This window comes from Anabaena sp. UHCC 0451 (assembly GCF_034931405.1).
Classification (GTDB): domain Bacteria; phylum Cyanobacteriota; class Cyanobacteriia; order Cyanobacteriales; family Nostocaceae; genus RDYJ01.
Map to the genome: position 1 here is coordinate 26,365 of NZ_JAYGHA010000029.1, position 16,155 is coordinate 42,519.

Consider the following 16,155-nt stretch of genomic DNA (forward strand, 5'->3'; position numbering starts at 1 on the left):
AATCCAAGATACGATAGACGTTGATTTACGTATTTAATGAATGGATATGAAACGTTATTGGTCGCGTCTGCTGGCACTGGTTTTAGTTATCACTGTCGGCTTAATGGGTTGTTCTGGTAGTCCTGATGGCTTAACCGGAGATTATCGCCAAGATACTTTAACTGTAGTCAACACCTTAAAACAAGCCATACAAGTATCACCAGAAGATTCAAATAAAGCAGCAATTCAAGCAGAAGCACGTCAAAAAATTAATGACTTTTCTGCACGTTATCAGAGAGCTAATTCCGTTTCTGGTTTGAGTTCTTTTACAACCATGCGAACAGCCCTTAATGCTTTAGCTGGACACTATAGTTCTTACCCTAACCGTCCCATTCCTGAAAAGTTGAAAAATCGTCTAGCACTAGAATTTGATCGTGTCGAATTAGCCCTGAAACGTGGTGGTTAATTATCAGGCAAAATTTGCAAATTTTCAAATATTATTAATAGCAGGCTTGTCCTGCTTTCTTAATGAATATCAATTACAATAAATAGGTATTAAACGCCCTCCGGCTGTAGTTTTCTTAATTGATTCCCTAGATATATTTGATGTTTAATTTTGTTATGCTATCTTATGCCAAAGTATAAAAAAGAATTGAGAACTATGTACAAAAGTCCTTTAAATTTTCCCACAGCCAAATCATTGCGCCGCAGTCTATTTGCTGTTCTGTTTAGCAGCAATATGTTGATGCCTAACTTTAGCACTCAACCAGCAGCAGCACAAGTAATGGAGTTTTGCCAATTATCACCAAAAGCAGTTAAAGAAAAAGAAACCCTACGTTTATCAGCACTTAAAGGCAATAAAAATGCTCAAAGTCGTTATCAAAAACTAGTTAAAGAACACACACAAAAATTACAAGATTGTCGTCGTCGAAATTGGCCGCAAACTCAAGCTATCTGGTTACGATTATATCCCTGTGACTCTCAACCGGGAGCTATTGATCAGATTATGGATCATATAGTTAACAGTGGCTATAACCAGGTTTATTTAGAAGCATTTTATGATGGTCAGGTATTGTTACCAGCAGGGAATAATCCCACAGTTTGGCCTGCGGTGGTTCGCACCCCTGGAAAAGAAAAAGTTGATTTATTAGCTGAAGGAATTAAAAAAGGACAAGAAAGGGGTTTAAAGGTTTATGCTTGGATGTTTACGATGAATTTTGGCTATACTTACGGTCAGATTCCGAGTAGAAAAGATGCGATCGCCCGTAATGGTAAAGGTCAAAATAGCATAGAAGTTGTAGATAATCGTTCCCAAGTATTTGTCGATCCCTACAACCAACAAGCAAAAAATGACTATTACCAAATGGTGCAAGAAATCATGCGTCGTCGTCCTGATGGCTTGTTATTAGATTATGTACGCTATCCTCGACAAGCAGGAAGCAATTCTATAGCTACAAAAGTTGGCGATTTATGGTTATTTACTCCCGCAATTCAAGAAGCTTTTCTGCGTCGTGCTAAAAATAATAAGGGCTTAGAATTAATCCGTCGTTTTTTAAATAAAGGATATGTCACCGTTGGAGATATAGGTGAAGTTGATAAACTTTATCCCCAAGAAGATCAACCACTGTGGGAAGGAAGAAACCCTCCAGTTGCACAAAAATCATTACTCACACCAAACCAAAAACAGACGATTTTACAATCAGATTTATGGCTTTTAGCAGTTGCTCACGCTATGCAAGGTATATTAGATTTTGTTAACTTAGCTATTTATCCAGCCACACAAAATAATATTCCGGCTGGGGTGGTATTTTTTCCAGATGGTAATCAAACTGTAGGAAAAGGTTATGATTCCCGTTTGCAACCTTGGGATAAGTTTCCTAATAGTTTAGAATGGCATCCCATGTCTTATGCTACTTGTGGTAATGCCAGTTGTATTATGGAACAAGTACAACGAGTTTTGAGTATGGCGCAACCAGGTACACAAGTCATTCCTGCTTTAGCTGGTAAGTGGGGAGAACCAATAACAGGCCGTCCACCCTTAGAACAACAAATGGCAGCTTTACGGCAATTTTCACCCCAAATTAATGCAGTTAGCCATTTTGCTTATTCTTGGCAACATCCAGAACTTGATGGACAGCGCAAATTTTGTAAATTGCAGTAATATTGATAGGACTTACGCAAGTGTCACACCAAAAATCTGTTGTAGGGTGCGTCAGATATCAACAATCTGGTTTATTTGCAGGATTTATGCAGTCTGACGCACCCTACCAATGTGCCAGTTGCGTAAGTCCTGATTGAGTTATTTTTCAGATCCTCAACTTCTTTGATCAATCTTGTTATTGATCAGATTGAATTGGCTAAAATTGGCAATTTTGATCTCTAATAATTAAAGAAAAAAGTTAATCTGGATAGCGTTTTGATGTATGCAGAATTCGGAGAATTTCTACTGGTTCTTCCTTAACTCGGTAAATAAGAATATACGGTGAATTAGAAATTATCAATTCTCTTGTACCTTCAACTCTTCCAGATTTACCCATAAATGGATAATTTTCTAATTGATTGGCAGCATTTTGAATCTTGATGATTAATTCCTGTGCTGCGGTAGGATTATCTTGGAAAATGTAACTATGTGCTTGTTCTAAGTTACGCAGCGCCCGACGTAGCCATTTAACCTGCATTACTTAGCCTTGCAAATGTCGTTTTTACTTCTTCCTCACTAGCAAAATCTCCAGCATCCGCTTCAGCAATACCTTTTTGGATTTCTTCAATTTGCCATTGATACATTTCTAAATAAGCGTTTACGGCTTCGTTGAGAATATAGCTTCTATCGCGGTTTATGCCTTTTGCTAATGCGTCTATAGCGGCTTTTTTGCTGCTGTCTATTCTAAATGTAATATTTTCTTTACTCATGGTTATCTAAACCTCTGTTGTATTGCATTATATTATATAATATAACAATGTAAGATATTTACTAAAAACCTTTGGCTTACGATAATATTTGCCGATACCTCACGGATACTTACCCTTTATCTTTTGTGCAATGGTTAATTGCAGAAGATATAAATGAAATTGAGGTGCTACCTACCGAGTTACCTATTAACCCCATTCGTGCTGATGCGTTGTTTCGACTACCGAAATTAAATCGCATTTTGCATTTGGAAATTCAAACTACACCAAAATCTGATACTCCCATGCCTGTGAGAATGTTAGATTATTGGTTGAGGATTTATCGTAAATATTTATGTCCTGTACAACAGGTAGTAATTTTTCTCCAGGAGACAAATTCACCTGATGTTTTTGTTGATAGGTTGATAGTGGGGAATACACGACATCAATATCAAGTAATTAGAGTATGGGAAGAAGACAGCGAAATACTTTTAAAATCTCCTGCTTTATTACCTTTAGCAGTTTTAGCTAAGACAGATGAACCAAATAAGTTACTTCAGCAAGTTGCTTTAGAAATAGATAAAATAGAAGAACAAGCACAACAAAATACTATAGCAGCTTGTGTGGAATTATTGGCTGGTTTAAAGTTTGAGAAACAGTTGATTAAACAATATTTTCGGGAGGAAACTATGGAAGAATCAGTGATTTATCAAGAGATTATTAACCGTGGTAAATTACAGCTTATTTTCCGCTTGTTAAAACGTCGTATTGGGGAGATTTCGGCAAAGTTAGAGTCACAAATTAAAGAGTTATCAGGTGAAAAATTAGATGAGCTTTCGGAAGCTATTTTGGATTTTTCACAACCTGATGATTTGGTAAATTGGATAGCGAATCAAAGTTAAAAGGTTTTCTCACGCAAAGAGATTTTTATGAGTCGGTTTTAACCGACTTTTGCTTTTAGACAGGGAATTTATTCCCTGGATATATTTGATGTTTAATTTTGTTACGCTATCTTATGCCATTTATACAAGATTATTTTATACTAAAAGCATAACTATCAAGTAAATCAGGTTACATTCATCATGCAAGCATCAGAAACCAAGCTCAGAGAGATTATTCAAGGTGATAAGCAATACATTGTACCTTTATTTCAACGTCCGTACAGTTGGAAAAAATCTCAATGGGAAGCATTATGGAATGATATTTTAGAATTATGTAATACGGAAAATCCTCGTCCTCATTTTATGGGTTCTATTGTGACTATACCAGTTTCTGGACTACCAGAAGGAGTCAGCAAATATTTATTAATTGATGGACAACAACGTTTAACTACTATTTTTATTTTGTTTTGTGCTTTACGAGATAAATGCAAAGCTACTAATAATCAATTAGCAGAAGAATTACATAATAAATTTCTAATTAATCAATATCAGAAAGATCCTGAAGTTTATAAATTACAACCTACTCAAGTAGACAGAGAATCATTTTATAGTTTAATCAATTCACTAGATAATTCAGTACATAATATTGATAAAAATGCTCCAATCATTAAACAATGCTATTCGTTTTTTGATAAGAAGATTATACAAAGTAATCTGGAATTTGGGAGAATAAAACAAGTAATTTCTAGTTATTTATCTGTTGTTAGTGTTGTTTTAAGTACAGAAGATAATCCTTACTTAGTCTTTGAAAGTCTTAATGCTAAGGGTGAACCTTTAACACAAGCCGATTTAATTCGTAATTATTTTTTCTTAAAAATTAATACAGATAATCAAGAATCTGCTTATAATAATTATTGGCTACCAATGCAAAAAAGTCTAGATGATAATTTAACAGAGTTTATCAGACATTATTTAACAAGAGATGGTGTGGAAATTAAGAAAGATGAAGTTTATTTTGAGATTAAAGATAGAATGAGTAAGAGTGATGCTCTATCTTATTTACAAAATTTATATAGATTTTCTGAATATTATGCAAAACTTTTAAATCCCGTAAAAGAAAATAATTTAAAAATTCGTCGGTTGCTAGAAAAAATCAACCGTTTAGAAGTAGCTACTGTTTATCCTTTTTTACTTAATTGTTATCATGATTATCAAGAAAATAAACTTTCAGAAGTAGATTTTCTTGATGTTTTGCAGATTTTAGAAAATTTCATTATTCGCCGATTTGTTTGTAATGTGCAAACGAGGGGATTAAATAGAATATTTTCGGTGCTATATTCTCAAGTGAGTAAGGAAAGTAATTTAGCTCATGCTAATTTTGTGGAACGATTAAAACTAGATTTACAAAATCGTGATTATCCCAAAGATACAGAATTTCAGAAAAGTTTATTGAATGTTAAATTATACGGTGCTGGACGATATAAAAAAGGTAGATTAATTTTAGAATCTATTGAAGCATCTTTTAATCATAAAGAACAGGTCATTTTAGATGGTTTGGAGATTGAACATATTATGCCACAAACTATAAATAAATGGTGGCAAGAACATTTAGGAGAACATTGGGGAATAACTCATGATTTACTACTTCATTCTTTGGGTAATCTAACTATTACAGCTTACAATGGTGAATTATATAATTTGGAATTTATCGAGAAAAAAGAAATATTGATTAATAGTCATTTAGAAATCAATAAATACTTTGAAAATCAAGAAACTTGGAAAAAAGAGGATATAGAAAAAAGAAGTTTAGATTTATCTGAGATAGTTTTACAAATTTGGCCTTACTTTGGTAATGAAAATCTTATCATTCCATCCAAAAGTAAATTAACTGGTACAACTCCCAAACAACTAAAAATTTTTAGTAAAGAATATCCTGTTAAAAGTTGGCGGGATGTTTTACAAACAACTTTAAATGTAATAAATGATTTAGATCCTGATAAATTTAACGATATTATGGAACAATTTCCCCGTTTTATTAGTAAAGATGAAAAAGACTTTCGGGATACAAGAAAATTAGATAATGGGGTGTTTGTTAATGTCAACTTATCAGCTAGGGATATTAATGCTTTTTGTATTAAAGCTATCGAAACCGCAGAACTTTCTACAGAAGAATGGGAAGTAGAAACCACAAGTTAATTTATGTTAGGTATCATTTTCCAAAACCCTTATTTTCCTCTTTTGCTCCTTAGCACCTTTGCGTGAAACAAAAAAAGAGCGATATATTATGTAATTACCTGCATTTTATACAAAGACCAGATTCAAGATCATTAGTTTTCGCTAAACAACAATAACAGATTTTAAAATAGTCTGTATGTCCTTCCAAAATTTCCCCCGGATTACAATCATCTTCATAACGAGCTAGTTTGACAATTTCTTCAATCAGATTTTGCTTCTTTTCTTGATCTAAATGATCAAAACAATGCTCACGTCTCAAAATTGTAATCACTTCATTTAACATATAACTTCCGCTATGATTTGACATACAATTTACTCCTATTAAAAAATTGAGAATATCATATTATTTTAATATAGAACAAATGTACCTGTAAATAGGGTAAACAATTTTTATAAATGTAAGTTTCGATACTATATATACTGTTAGCCTAGCGATGTCTATGGGTAAACGCTAAAATAGAAAACAAGCCCTACCTTTAAACAATATGCAGTATCAAAATATAATTACCATCGAACCAGGAAAACGAGGAGGTAAACCTTGTATTCGGGGGATGAGAATTACAGTATATGATGTATTATCATATCTTGCATCTGGCATGACTTATGAAGAAATACTGAATGATTTTCCTTATTTAACACAAGAAGATATTTTAGCTTGTCTTAGCTATGCGGCTGATAGAGAAAGACAAATGCTTATGGTGCAAGCATGAAGTTATTATTTGACCATAATCTATCACCCCGGTTAGTAGATAAACTCGCTGCTATTTACCCCAACTCTCAGCACGTTTTTCTCTTAGGTTTAGATCAAGCAGATGATAGAATTTTGTGGGAGTTTGCAAAACAAAATGAATTTATAATTGTTACCAGGGATGCTGATTTTAATGAATTAAGCATCCTACGTGGATATCCACCTAAAGTGATTTGGGTTAGACGTGGTAATTGTTCAACTAACCAAATAGAGGAAATTTTGCGAGGAAATTTAGAAGATATCCAAGCCTTTTCTGAAAATATTGATTTAGGAGTTTTGACACTTTATTAAACTGATTTTATTCTTTGCATGAAACAAAGAAAGCGATGCAGTGAGGGAATCTGCTCAAAAAAATATCCTTTTAATAAAAACTATAACAATGAGAATTATTGCTCGGAGTACCCTAAGAGAATATTGGCAAAAACATCCTGATACAGAACAGCCTTTAAAAGCATGGTTTGATGATGCTTCCCGTGCAAATTGGCAAAATCCATCAGATATTAAAGAAGTTTATGCTAATGCCAGTATTATTGCCAATAACCGAGTAATTTTTAATATTAAAGGTAATAATTATCGTTTAATTATCCATATTCGTTATGAAATTGGCATTGTTTTTATTCGCTTTATTGGTACTCATCAAGAATATGACAAAATAGATGCTACAATTGTTTAAGGAGGTTTGATATTATGAACTTAAAACCCATTAAAACAGAAACAGATTATCAACAGGCATTAAAAGAAATCGAACAAATTTTTGATGCTGAACCTCATACACCAGAATATGAAAAATTAGATATTTTAACGACTTTAGTAGAAGTCTATGAACATCAAAATTATCCTATTGATACTCCATCTCCTATCGCAGCCATATTATATTATTTAGAAAGTCGTAATCAAGGAATTTCTACTTTTATTGAAAATTTAAAACATCATGGAGTTAGTGAAGAAATAATTAATAGAGCTTTAAATGAAATGACTCACTGATTATTGATTATCATATCATCAAATAATTGTAGTCAGAGGTAAATTAAATTTATGACCACAACCTATCAAACAGATTTCAATATGTGGCTTGAAGAAACAGCCAAATTATTACTAGAAAATCGCTGGCAAGAAATAGATAAAGAACATTTAATTGAGGAGATTTCTGAATTGGGTAAAAGTGAAAAGAGGGCAATTTCTAGTCAATTAATTCGCCTACTTTTACACTTGCTGAAATGGCAATATCAACCTCAACGACGTTCAGATAGTTGGCTAGACTCTATCACAGATGCACGCACTCAAATTGAATTAACTATTAAAGATAGTCCCAGTCTCAAAAATTATCCTCAAGAACAATTACAAGAAAGCTATGAAAAAGCACGTCGTCAAGCAGCTAAACAAACAGGATTGATAATTTCCACATTTCCCGAAGAATGTCTTTATAAATTAGAGTTAGTTTTAGATGAAGAATGGCTACCAGAATAAAAAAGCTAAAAAAAAGGGCAGGTATCAAACCCACCCTCATCATAACTCGTATTTGTAATTACGAATTATTTAATTACCAATTATTGGCGCACTCAAAGAAACAGTTCCCACCGCTTTATCAGCCGTCAAAGTTGGTACAGAATCACGCAATCTTGCTGTCAATTGTACTGTTGTAGCGTCGTACATTTGAGTTAGCAACTTGGGATAAAAACCAATCCCAATAATGGGAATCAATAAACAAGCAATGATAAATACTTCACGGGGTTCAGCATCTATCAAATTTTGGTGAGAAACTAACTCTTCGTTTTCTTGACCGTAGAAAATTTCTCGCAACATTGAAAGTAGATAAATTGGCGTTAAAATCACACCAACAGCCATCAAGAAAATGACAATTACTTTGAATGTCGGGTTATAAGCATCGCTAGTAGCAAAGCCCACAAACACCATTAATTCCGCTACAAAACCACTCATTCCTGGCAATGCTAAAGATGCCATTGAACAAGTTGTAAACATAGCGAAAATCTTCCGCATTCTTTTACCAACACCACCCATTTCATCTAACATTAAGGTGTGTGTCCGGTCATAAGTTGCACCGACTAAAAAGAACAAACTCGCCCCAATTAATCCGTGAGAAACCATTTGTAAAACTGCCCCACTCAAACCCAAATCGGTGAAAGAGGCAATACCAATCAGAACAAAGCCCATGTGAGAAATTGAAGAGTAGGCAATTTTCCGTTTTAAGTTCCTCTGGGCAAAGGATGTTAAAGCAGCATAGATGATATTTACTACCCCCAAAATCACCAACACTGGGGCAACATAAGCATGGGCATCGGGTAGCATTTGGGCATTCATGCGAATTAAGGCATAACCACCCATTTTTAACAGAATACCTGCTAGTAACATATGCACGGGGGCTGTAGCTTCACCGTGGGCATCTGGTAGCCAGGTATGCAAAGGAATGATAGGCAACTTCACAGCGTAGGCAATGAGGAAGCCAGCGTACAGTAAAAGTTGTAAATTGAGTCCAAAATCTTTCAATGCGAGCGATCGCATATCAAAGGTAACTGTATCGCCATAAAATCCCATCGTCAAGGAAGACAGCAAAATAAACAGCGAACCGCCAGCAGTGTATAAAATAAACTTGGTCGCTGCATATTGGCGTTTTTTACCGCCCCAAATCGACAACAGGAAGTAAATTGGTACAAGTTCCAGTTCCCACACCAGGAAGAATAACAGCATATCCTGGACAGCGAACACAGCAATTTGGCCGCCATACATCGCCAAAATCAAAAAGAAAAATAATTTCGGCTTGAAGGTGACAGGCCAAGCTGCTAAAACCGCCAAGGTGGTAATGAACCCAGTTAAGAGAATCAGGGGCATAGATAAGCCATCAGCGCCCACTGACCAATTTAAACCCAATTGGGGAACCCAGGGGTAACTCTCCACCAGTTGCAAATCGGGATTGGAGAAATCGTACCCAGTGCAAAAAGCGTAAACAATCAGCGCGAAATCTATCAACCCAACGATGAGAGAATACCAGCGCACCGTTTTGCCGTCTTTATCTGGGATGATGGGAAGCAGTAGCGACGCGGCTATGGGAAATAAAATAATCGTCGTCAACCACGGGAAATTAGCTATATTCATCACAATCAGTCAGCAATTAAAATCATGTTTGGCAAAAAGTCACAGTTAATAACTAACAGCTTTTTGGCAATTTTCCCTTCATTGTTAGGTTGATTTAATTAAATTGGCAATACCCCACCCTCCCAGATGCACCATTAGACCACTTCTTGTTGTGCATCTGGCAGGTAAACTGCCCGCCAATTGGCTCAATTTGAGCAATTATGGCATCTGTACGACATTAAATGGCAAATTTGTCTGAATCAGGATGTCCAGGATTAAAGGATTGACAAGATGATCTTTTTCCACAGTTAAATGTTATACAATGTCTGTACCATCAGCTTGGTAATGTTTTCCACGTACACCACCTGTAAAATTGTATTCTGGGAGCATTTTGTTATCTGTGATATCTGACCTGTTCAGATTTAATATTGTTCATAATGTTGATTGAGTTATTTTTAGTAGAATAAACTGGTAAAGTTTAAAAGGAAATTAGATTATGTCATCTCCAGCAATTACTACTGTAATTCAAATGATGGAATCTTTATCTGAAGATGTACAAGAACAAGTTGCAGAACATCTGAGAGAATATTTAGCAGATTTGCAAGATGAACTGAAATGGGATAATTCATTTAAGAAAAGTCAAAATAAATTGATTGCATCTGCTCAACGTGCAAAAAGAGAGATTACTGAAGGACTTGCAACACCAATGGATTATGACAAGTTATAAAGTCTGCAACTTCTTAATTGTCTGAATCAGGATACCCAGGATTAAAGGATTTACAGGATTTTTTATGAATATTTATCTGGGAATGTTTCAGGTTTTAAAGATTAGTTTTTCTCTTCATTCTTAAAATGCTTAATTGTCTGAATCAGGATGCCCAGGATTAGAGGATTTACAGGATTTTTTATGAATATTTATCTGAGAATATTTCAGATTTTAAAGATGAGTTTTTTTCTACATCCTGAACATCCTTAAATCCTGATTCAGACAGTAGGATGTGTAAGCGAAGCGTAACGCACAAAATTGATTAAATTTAATCTCATGAATTAATGTGAGTTAAGTTTATGGGACAATTATTCATGTAGATATTAGAGATGGAAAAATTTGGATTCAGATGGATTTTACTGAGGAAGGGGTAGCTAGTGAGTTGGTAGATTTGGGAGTACCAAAAACGGATATAGTTTTAGGTTTTAAGCCACCTTATATGAGACAGTTTACTGATTTTGCATCGGTTTAGATTTTTTATTTAATTTTTATATTTTGCTAACTTGATAATAACTTGATTTTTTGGGATAGGCTTTTTGCTTATCCCTTTTTTTTCGTGCAAATACGCAAATAAGCAAACCTGGAGTGTGCATATTACTAAATATCTAATTTAGCAGTTGTATAATATAATTGATCTAAGATTATAAAATTTTGAACTTATGCAAATTACAAAAATAGCAACTGGTGCTGGAATGCCTCATGGTATAGGACAATCTAATTCTTGGAAAGATTTTTCTACAAGTTATTATTCAGGGACTACCTATCGGGGAGGATATATGTATTATACTTGTTTCAGTAAGTTAAGCTTAGAAGAAAGAAAAGCAAAATCTTTACATCAAAAAGCGAAAGCTAAAAAATTTAGGAAATTGATAGAAAGTGTTGAAATGTGCAATGTTAATGTAAGAAGACGGTAATAAAAAATAAGCTGTTACGCATTTACTTTTTTTGATCAAAAGCCTTACTAAAACAATTTTAGGCGGCAAAATATTAAATTTAGCTACGTAATAGCTTATCTTAATTATCATCTATTAAATTGAAATATAGAATTACTAAAAAAAGGAGAAATTGAATTGCACAATTTTGGCAAATAGATATTTATTACTTTTCAGGATATCAATTGATTCTAAAAAACTAAAAAATTTAAGGCTATTACGATCTAAAAATACATGATTTACACTAATTTACTTGATAACCTACCAGCTATAATAGGTTTATTGATAGCAGGGCTATGGCTCATTCACAAATCTATATTCATTGCTTATAGATTAGATATAATCACGGAAATGTTTAGTTGGCTTAAGCAGAAATCAATTATTATTCCATCTTTATTATTTATAATATCTCCATTCGTTTCAACTTCAATATTTGAGATTTCTGTGGAAAATGTAGATAATTTTATAAAGGCTTTTACTCCTATTACTTGTGTTGCAGCTTATATTGCATATCAACAGTATCAAATAAATCGACAGCAGTTAAGAAAAAGTTTATCTGAGAAACGATTAGAAATCTATGTATTAGCAATGACTTTATTTACTTCTGTTCAAATGAATAATAGTATTGAAATAATACAAGATAAAATAAATAGTTATCTACCTAGACTATTTGAAGCCGAATTTTTATTTGGAGAAGAAGTTAATCAAAAACTTAGAGAAATTTATGACAAAGCTAATGAATTAGTTATTCTAAAAAAAATTATTGATGAAACAAATAAACATGGAAAAGAACAACAAGAATCAAATTCTTCTGAATGGTATAATATAAATGAAGGAGATATAAAATCAGAAGCGCAGAGAAACGGCGAAAAATTAAATATTTGTACAAAACAAATTAAGGAAATTAGAAAATGGTTTGAAGTTCAAACACCCAGCGAAATAACATCTCTATTTTATCCATATATTAATTTGTCAAACATTGGTATTGATAAAAATAAAAACTAATTTTTTTAGTCCACGCAGGTGGACTTCGTTTGTACAGCAGCGATTTCTAATCGCTAGGGCTTTCTGGTATTATTGCTCAAAATCTGGAAGAGAAAAACCTTTCCACTTTAAAAGTGCATAGGCATAAGCTTTTTTCAACATTAAATAATCAGCACTCACTCGCAGATATTTCAACAACAACCTATCAGATTCACTTAATTGATTATTTTGATTTTTTTCTAGCAATTGAAAATGTAATTCTTGCTGACTTTCTGGAATTTGACTTTGAGCAATATTTAATAATTCCTCAATCGTTAATTCTTGCATAACCATGATCAAATTGAATCTCATGAATTAATGTGCGTTAGGATGGCGACGTAACGCACCTTATAAACTAGAACTGAGCGCGTATAAATATATCCCTATAAGAGACTTACGCAAACAGTAAGTCTCCTATGGGAAGATTGCAACAATCAAACCTTAAATGCTACGGTTTAGATGTCTAAGGTTAACTGCTTTGGTAGCTGTTGTAAAATTAAATCAACAAAAGCTGTATTCCATTTGATGACTCCATTGCGAAAATTAACAAAGGGTTCTGCTTTTTTAGTAGGTTGCCATTGCGAGTCTTCGTTAATTTTCTCGACATATCCCATCTTTGCTAACATTGTGTAGAAACTTTCTCGACTCCATTTTCTTCCAGTTTCTACACTTAGTCTTTTTCTAACAATTATATCTCCAGAATATTTCGGTTGCAAAGATTCAGTATTTTGTGTCATGATGAAATAGACTCCTTTTATTGCTAAGGAATTGGTTATTGCTAAGGCATGGAGTCCCTGATCTGGTAAATCAGGAACAGTTTTATTTTCAAGAAATGTCAGCACAGCTTGTCCGAGCTACGCTGGCATTTATAATTTATAGGTTATATAAAAAATGTTCCCTCCCTTTAATTACTGAGATGAGAACATAATAAAGTTATTTTCATAAAAACACAATAAAAAAATTGCCTAATTTTAGAATTTTATAGGACAGAAGAGATAATATTCGATTTTGTTATTTAATTCTTACCTGTAACTGTAACTAGTTATAGGTATTATTTCATTGAAAATATACCGTAACTATTTTTATTTGTCAACTATTACAACACAGTCTAGTTAAAAGTCTTGTAGGCTAGGCATCTTGAAGATTCCCTCTCTTCCTTCTTCTTCTTCCTCTCTTCCCTTCGCTTCCTTCGCTTCTTCGTGGTTCAATAACTCTGCGTCCTCTGCGCCTCTGCGTGCAAAAAAACAGGGGCAGGGAAAACCCCACCCCCATAAAAATTAAGTCACACCAAAAACGATCACCAAGCCCAGAACAGCCCCAAAAACAATCAGAGCATAAAACTGAACCCGACCGCTTTCCAGGTATTTCAGACCTTCACCACTAACCAAAGTAAAGAAACCTGTTAAATTAACCGCACCATCAACAACACGGAAATCAACTTCCATCACTTGTCGAGCGACACGACGCAAACCAAGCACAAATACACGATGATAAATATCGTCAAAATACCATTTATTCAACGATAACTCATACAATGGTTTGATTTTGGATGCGATCGCACTGGGGTCAATTTTCCGAGCCAAATACATCAGCACCGCCAAAGTAATACCCACCACAGAAATAGCAATAGAACTACCCGCCATCACATAAAACTCATGGGGGTCAAATTCCGCAGCCTTTTCCATTACTTCAGCTAAGTTTTCATTAGGAGAAAAGATAAACTGCTCAAAATAATTGGCGTAGGGAGTACCTATCAAACCAATTAACATTGAAGGAATAGCCAACACCAACAACGGTAGAGTCATCGTCCAAGGAGACTCATGGGGAGAAGTGCTGTGATGTCCGTGGGAGTGACTATCCAGTTCGCCTTTTTTCATCGCCCCAGGACCAAAGTTAGGCGCTAATTCAACAGCACCTAATTTTTCAGCCGCAGCAGCCGCATTCTTGAGTTGGGTTTTGATTTTCTCATCATTACCCCGGAATTTGCCTTCAAATGTCGAGAAATACATTCTAAACATATAAAAAGCGGTAATCCCAGCAGTCACCCAACCAATGAACCACAATAAGGGGTTAGCTGCAAAAGCCGCACCGAGAATTTCATCTTTTGACCAGAAACCAGCAAAAGGAGGAATACCGGAAATTGCCAAGCAACCAATTAAGAAAGTGATACCAGTAGCGGGCATATACTTCCGCAGTCCGCCCATTAAGCGCATATCCTGTGCCAAAACGGCATCATGACCAACTACGCCTTCCATACCGTGAATGACAGAACCTGAACCCAGGAATAGCATCGCCTTAAAATAGGCGTGGGTCATCAGGTGGAATAATCCCGCACTGTAAGCGCCTACTCCCATAGCCATGACCATGTAACCGAGTTGGGAAATGGTGGAGTAAGCCAAGCCCTTTTTGATGTCGTTTTGGGTAATAGCGATAGTCGCGCCCAAAAATGCTGTAAATGCCCCTGTGAAGGCGATCACGTTCATAGCTGCGGGAACGTGTTCAAACACTGGGTACATCCGAGCAATTAAGAATACACCTGCTGCCACCATTGTTGCCGCATGGATGAGGGCAGAAATGGGGGTTGGTCCTTCCATCGCATCTGGTAGCCAGACATGGAGGGGAAATTGGGCAGATTTAGCAACTGGACCGAGGAAAACGAGAATCGCCAACACAATAGCCAGGAAATTGCTCACAGAACCGGTTTCTACCAGTTCGGCTAGGCGATCGCCCATAATCATGAAATCAAAGCTGCCTGTTGCCCAAAATAGCCCCAGAATGCCCAGGAGTAGACCGAAGTCACCCACCCGGTTAGTGACAAATGCCTTTTGACAAGCATCTGCTGCGGCTTTGCGATCGTACCAAAAGCCCACTAGGAGATAGGAACACATCCCTACCAATTCCCAGAAAATATAAACTTGTACCAGGTTGGGACTGACCACCAACCCTAACATTGAAGAGCCAAATAAGCTGAGATAGGCGTAAAACCGCACATACCCAGGGTCATGCGCCATGTAGCCATCAGTGTAAATCATCACCAAGAAGGCTACCGTTGTCACAATCACCAACATCAAGGCTGTGAGGTGGTCGATAGTGTAGCCCATCGTCAGGTGAAAATTCCCTGCTGATGCCCATTCCAAGGTGCGGAGATAAGGCGCATGGCCTTGAAATTGACTCCACAGCAAGGCTAACGACAGCCCCATAGCTGCTCCCATGAGGGAGATAATTACCACAGCGTTCAGCTGTCGCAGGCGATTTGTCACCTGATTTATTGAGATTAGCCCTAGACCGACCAGCATTGCTCCCAAAAGAGGTAATACTGGAATCATCCAGGCATACTGATAGATTACTTCCATCACTGACGCCTACTTTTAGAATTCTTGACAAAGTTAGGACAGTGCTGTATGGGTTGATTCCACAGGCAACTGTCCAGGTTGGAGCTATTAATAATTGTGACAGCTATAATTTTATTGGATCAATCAGGATAAACCAAATAAACATCTACTCTTTTGTCCCTACCCCCTCCTACGGAACGTGTTACGAACAAAAGGTAATATTGGTTTGGTTTCCTATAAAATACCCCACCCGCAGATAATTGGGTGAGGTGTTAAGCATGGT

The 16,155-nt window shown here is 35.5% G+C and carries 19 protein-coding genes and 1 pseudogene; 13 read left to right on the forward strand and 7 right to left on the reverse strand.

The genetic code is table 11. The features are described from left to right. The first annotated feature begins 46 nt into the window (after nt 1-46). Together psb27 and VB694_RS19055 are read left to right on the forward strand one after the other, a co-directional pair. Complete coding sequence (gene psb27 / locus VB694_RS19050; RefSeq protein ID WP_323361907.1) at nt 47-445, forward strand: photosystem II protein Psb27; 399 nt, start codon at nt 47-49, stop codon at nt 443-445. A 195-nt stretch (nt 446-640) separates the two neighbouring features. Then, nucleotides 641-2,140, forward strand: coding sequence for a family 10 glycosylhydrolase (locus VB694_RS19055; protein ID WP_323361908.1), 1,500 nt, complete (start codon nt 641-643; stop codon nt 2,138-2,140). A gap of 238 nt (nt 2,141-2,378) precedes the next feature. Here the strand turns inward: VB694_RS19055 and VB694_RS19060 are convergent, their stop codons facing one another. Continuing rightward, complete coding sequence (locus VB694_RS19060; RefSeq protein ID WP_323361909.1) at nt 2,379-2,657, reverse strand: type II toxin-antitoxin system RelE/ParE family toxin; 279 nt, start codon at nt 2,655-2,657, stop codon at nt 2,379-2,381. Further along, the gene (locus VB694_RS19065) at nt 2,647-2,889 is read right to left on the reverse strand and encodes a CopG family ribbon-helix-helix protein (RefSeq protein ID WP_323361910.1); all 243 of its coding nucleotides are present in this window, start codon (nt 2,887-2,889) and stop codon (nt 2,647-2,649) included. Before VB694_RS19065 ends, VB694_RS19060 begins: the two co-directional genes overlap by 11 nt. Before the next feature lie 125 nt (nt 2,890-3,014). Between VB694_RS19065 and VB694_RS19070 the strand changes: the two genes are divergently transcribed. Next, nucleotides 3,015-3,767 carry a DUF4351 domain-containing protein gene (locus tag VB694_RS19070; protein ID WP_323361911.1) on the forward strand — a complete coding sequence of 251 codons (753 nt, stop codon included), beginning with the start codon at nt 3,015-3,017 and terminating at the stop codon, nt 3,765-3,767. A 180-nt stretch (nt 3,768-3,947) separates the two neighbouring features. Further along, complete coding sequence (locus tag VB694_RS19075; protein WP_323361912.1) at nt 3,948-5,942, forward strand: DUF262 domain-containing protein; 1,995 nt, start codon at nt 3,948-3,950, stop codon at nt 5,940-5,942. A gap of 94 nt (nt 5,943-6,036) precedes the next feature. On the opposite strand, the gene VB694_RS19080 is transcribed toward VB694_RS19075, so the two are convergent. Next, nucleotides 6,037-6,288, reverse strand: coding sequence for a hypothetical protein (locus VB694_RS19080; protein ID WP_323361913.1), 252 nt, complete (start codon nt 6,286-6,288; stop codon nt 6,037-6,039). Nucleotides 6,289-6,466: 178 nt separating this feature from the next. Here VB694_RS19080 and VB694_RS19085 point away from each other — a divergent pair, with 178 nt between their 5' ends. The 5 genes from VB694_RS19085 to VB694_RS19105 all read left to right on the forward strand — a co-directional run bounded on the left by VB694_RS19085 (nt 6,467) and on the right by VB694_RS19105 (nt 8,196). Next, a complete protein-coding gene (locus VB694_RS19085) occupies nt 6,467-6,691 on the forward strand; it encodes a DUF433 domain-containing protein (RefSeq protein WP_015214973.1) in 225 nt (74 codons plus the stop codon). Then, nucleotides 6,688-7,020 (forward strand): DUF5615 family PIN-like protein, encoded by a 333-nt coding sequence (locus VB694_RS19090; protein WP_323361914.1) that lies wholly within the window; start codon nt 6,688-6,690, stop codon nt 7,018-7,020. The genes VB694_RS19085 and VB694_RS19090 overlap by 4 nt, the downstream gene beginning before the upstream one ends. An 88-nt stretch (nt 7,021-7,108) precedes the next feature. Then, nucleotides 7,109-7,402, forward strand: coding sequence for a type II toxin-antitoxin system HigB family toxin (locus VB694_RS19095; protein ID WP_323361915.1), 294 nt, complete (start codon nt 7,109-7,111; stop codon nt 7,400-7,402). 14 nt (nt 7,403-7,416) lie between these two features. Continuing rightward, on the forward strand, nt 7,417-7,713 hold the full coding sequence (locus VB694_RS19100) for a transcriptional regulator (protein ID WP_323361916.1): 297 nt from the start codon (nt 7,417-7,419) through the stop codon (nt 7,711-7,713). A gap of 51 nt (nt 7,714-7,764) precedes the next feature. After that, nucleotides 7,765-8,196 carry a DUF29 domain-containing protein gene (locus tag VB694_RS19105; RefSeq protein WP_323361917.1) on the forward strand — a complete coding sequence of 144 codons (432 nt, stop codon included), beginning with the start codon at nt 7,765-7,767 and terminating at the stop codon, nt 8,194-8,196. A gap of 69 nt (nt 8,197-8,265) precedes the next feature. Here VB694_RS19105 and VB694_RS19110 read toward each other — a convergent pair whose 3' ends face one another. Next, entirely contained in the window at nt 8,266-9,840 is a 1,575-nt protein-coding gene (locus VB694_RS19110) for an NAD(P)H-quinone oxidoreductase subunit 4 (RefSeq protein ID WP_323361918.1), read from the reverse strand. Between the two features lie 475 nt (nt 9,841-10,315). Here VB694_RS19110 and VB694_RS19115 point away from each other — a divergent pair, with 475 nt between their 5' ends. The 4 genes and pseudogenes from VB694_RS19115 to VB694_RS19130 all read left to right on the forward strand — a co-directional run bounded on the left by VB694_RS19115 (nt 10,316) and on the right by VB694_RS19130 (nt 12,522). Continuing rightward, complete coding sequence (locus tag VB694_RS19115) at nt 10,316-10,546, forward strand: hypothetical protein (protein WP_323361919.1); 231 nt, start codon at nt 10,316-10,318, stop codon at nt 10,544-10,546. Nucleotides 10,547-10,880: 334 nt separating this feature from the next. Beyond that, nucleotides 10,881-11,057: pseudogene (locus tag VB694_RS19120) on the forward strand (element excision factor XisI family protein); the annotation flags it as partial. A gap of 187 nt (nt 11,058-11,244) precedes the next feature. Further along, nucleotides 11,245-11,499, forward strand: a complete 255-nt coding sequence (locus VB694_RS19125) for a hypothetical protein (protein ID WP_323361920.1) — start codon at nt 11,245-11,247, stop codon at nt 11,497-11,499. A gap of 252 nt (nt 11,500-11,751) precedes the next feature. Further along, entirely contained in the window at nt 11,752-12,522 is a 771-nt protein-coding gene (locus VB694_RS19130) for a hypothetical protein (protein WP_323361921.1), read from the forward strand. 69 nt (nt 12,523-12,591) lie between these two features. On the opposite strand, the gene VB694_RS19135 is transcribed toward VB694_RS19130, so the two are convergent. The 3 genes from VB694_RS19135 to VB694_RS19145 all read right to left on the reverse strand — a co-directional run bounded on the left by VB694_RS19135 (nt 12,592) and on the right by VB694_RS19145 (nt 15,893). Continuing rightward, nucleotides 12,592-12,834 (reverse strand): hypothetical protein, encoded by a 243-nt coding sequence (locus tag VB694_RS19135; RefSeq protein WP_323361922.1) that lies wholly within the window; start codon nt 12,832-12,834, stop codon nt 12,592-12,594. A gap of 161 nt (nt 12,835-12,995) precedes the next feature. Continuing rightward, the gene (locus VB694_RS19140; protein WP_323361923.1) at nt 12,996-13,382 is read right to left on the reverse strand and encodes a hypothetical protein; all 387 of its coding nucleotides are present in this window, start codon (nt 13,380-13,382) and stop codon (nt 12,996-12,998) included. Nucleotides 13,383-13,817: 435 nt separating this feature from the next. Further along, the gene (locus VB694_RS19145) at nt 13,818-15,893 is read right to left on the reverse strand and encodes an NAD(P)H-quinone oxidoreductase subunit 5 (protein ID WP_323361924.1); all 2,076 of its coding nucleotides are present in this window, start codon (nt 15,891-15,893) and stop codon (nt 13,818-13,820) included. Nucleotides 15,894-16,155 lie beyond the last annotated feature (262 nt).